Annotated in this window: 1 protein-coding gene and 1 pseudogene; both read left to right on the top strand. The window is 49.2% G+C overall.

Going from position 1 to position 2,963, the window contains the following annotated elements; genetic code table 11:
• On the top strand, window positions 1–2,243 hold a 2,243-nt coding region (locus AC1DWB_RS33055; RefSeq protein WP_477545332.1), incomplete at its 5' end, for a glycoside hydrolase domain-containing protein.
• Window positions 2,236–2,963: pseudogene (locus AC1DWB_RS33050) on the top strand (hypothetical protein); the annotation flags it as partial. The gene AC1DWB_RS33055 and the pseudogene AC1DWB_RS33050, both read left to right, overlap by 8 nt.

Raw genomic sequence — 2,963 nt, 5'->3', positions numbered from 1 at the left:
GCAATGGAGCCAACGGCCTTCGGAGCGCACCTATAAAAGTAGCACCGGGAGTTACATATAAAGCTTCCAGCTATTCGTACAACCAGAGCGGCGTCTCTAGCCTATATCTGGAATTCTGGAATGTGAACAATCAACGAATTGGGGTTAAAACAGTAAATAACAACGAAATCGGCAAATGGGTCTATACGGAAAACATAATGACGGCACCGGTCGGCACTGTTACCGCCACGGTCTTAATGTACCAAACTACTGGGAATAAAGGGATCACCTATTATGATGACGTAGAGTTAACGGTCATCCCTAGTTATTATGTATTCGAGGAAATGAAACAATTGGACCGATCTCCGGGGCTCATCATGGGTTCGGTGGGGGGTTCTCTACGAATCGAAAGTACCGCTGCAGGGCAATATGCTGAATTTGAGCTTCCTATAGTCGTCTCAGGGCGATACAAGATCCGCTTAACCGGAGCAACCTCCCCCAATGGGGGCGTGGCTGACATACAAATCGACGGTCAAACCATTGGAACCCTCGACTTCTATGGGCCTGGGGAAGTCGGGGACGGGGAAAAGCTGTTGGACGTTCCCGCTGCTCTAGATCCTGGCCTTCATCGATTGAAGCTTCAGGTATCCGGAAAGAACGGGCAGTCAGGCGGTTATCATATGCTGCCTATTCAAGTCTCTCTTGTGTTAGATGTACTTGATGAATACAAAAAAAAGCTGGATGGGAAGACCGCAGAGGTACGCAACGGACTTGACCACGTGAAAGCTAACCTATTGCCAGGCAGCGCTTCCGAGGATGTATCTCTTGCGACGCAGACCGCACAACTGGACCAGAGGCTGCTAACGCTAGTGCAACAGTCAGGCCAAGCCGACATCAGTATGGATATTATTTTTGATCTCATTTATGATGCAGACGGTATGATTTGGGAGGTCAAGCGTCTTGCCAATTTCGTTGAAGCCCGGAAAGCGCGCCCAACTGCACCGCTTGGGCTTGCCACTTCAGATTCCATGACGATCGTATATCCGAATGACCTTCCTTGCCTATGTTCGACGGGGCCGAACCGCTTGTCGTTGGCCGGAGGCGAATACGAGAATATCCAAGCCGCAGTCCTGGCGTACGATAAGACCCTCCATCATGTGAAATCGGCTGTACAATCCATTACAGGCCCGGATGGAGCAGCGGTTGCCTCTTCTACGCTGGAAGCAACGGTGGCACCGCTTGGTTCGGTCATGATAAGGCCGGCAGGGTATACATTGCCGAAGCTAGCCAATAGCCCAGGCAATTATCACAGCTGGACACCGGATCCGATCCGTTCGGATTTACCTTCCGTGGACATTCCCGCTGGTACTATACAGCCATACTGGGTTGAGATCCATGCTGCGAGTCATGCCAAACCGGGTACTTACCGCGTGACTGTTGCGTTTGAAGCGGATGGTATAACCGTCCAAACGTTAGATATAGATGTAACTGTTTGGCCGTTTTCGATTCAGGAGAGACCTATATTGCCGACATCCATGTCATCGAATCCCGTAAATATTTATAGTACTTACGGCCTTACCGACCCAGCCGAGAAAAAACAAATGTGGAACAAATATGTCGATTTCCTTGAAACCTATAAGATTGAGCCGGATTTAATTTATCGGGGTACCCCTCCAACTGTCGAGGAATTACGGAGAATTGACGAAAAATGGGGATTGAAGCAATTTAATATTCTCTATATCGATCCCCGCGTCGGTTTCGATCTGAGCAAGCCGGAGACATGGCAAGCGCGGATTGATATGTTCCTGGCCAAGATCGGCACGGCTCTGGAGGAATATGAGCAAGCTGGTTTTGCCGACAGGGGTTATGTATATGGCTTTGATGAGGCTACAGGGCAGTACGCCACTTTGGCGAAGACCATTTTACAGCAGCTCAATGATAGATTTCCGAATCTTCCTGTCATGACGACATATTGGGGAGATCGAACGTATGGCGAAGCAAGCGGCTTGAGCGGGCTATTCGATATTTGGGTTCCATTGGTGGATGATATCGATCATAACGCAAGGGTAAGGGCTCAGCAGCGTGGGGATAAAGTATATTGGTATATCGCAGTAGGAGTGCGGGATCCGTTCCCGAACTGGTTTAATGGATACCAGCCGAGTGATACAAGAGTCTTAATGGGGCCTTTATCGTATAAGAGAGATGTCGACGGTTTCCTTTATTATAACATTTCACGATGGAACAATTTATCTACCTATGTCTGACGGCATTCTAAGCAATTGGAACCCGAGAACCTTCCCGGGAGCCGACGGAGACGGATCGTTGTTTTATCCGGGGCTAGAAGGTCCGTTAGCCTCGCAAAGGCTGAATAACTTCCGTGACGGTATGGAGGATTATAATCTGCTCTCGGAGTTGGAGCTTCGGCTTAACCAGGTTGCAGGCGTACCCGATAATGTAGTTACACAGGCAAGGGAACTACTTCATACCGGCGCAGTAGCAACTGACGAAACCCACTACACGAAGGATCCTGTAGTGTATCGTCAATGGCGGGATGCAGTTGCGAACATGATTATCGGACTGGAACCATATAAGGAGAACGTGTCACTTACTTATACAGGTAACCGTGTTGCCGACGAATCGAATGCGCTGCAGCTGGCTGCACAAGTGCAGCGAGGACAGAACGCGGCCCCCGGGAATCTGGAAGGACTGCCGATCCGCTTCACGATTCTATCCATCGGTACAGATGGTTCCCGAACGCCGGTTATAGTGCCGGACTTACAGAAGGTGTACACAACGGATAGTCAGGGCAGGGTAACTACAACCATTAGGCTGCCCGTCGGCTTATATGACGTTCAAGTGGACTTGTTGGATAACAGATTGTATAAAACAACAACTGCTGCTGGAGACTTGGCAGTAAGAAGCACAATGAATGAAGATATGAAATTGAATGGGTTTATTCGATTACCGGCTGACAGCTTGTTTGG

The sequence above is a fragment of the Paenibacillus sp. P4_E11 genome, from assembly GCF_056401635.1.
Note: the sequence above shows the minus strand (reverse complement) of the source record. Positions and strands in the feature narration are given on the sequence as shown.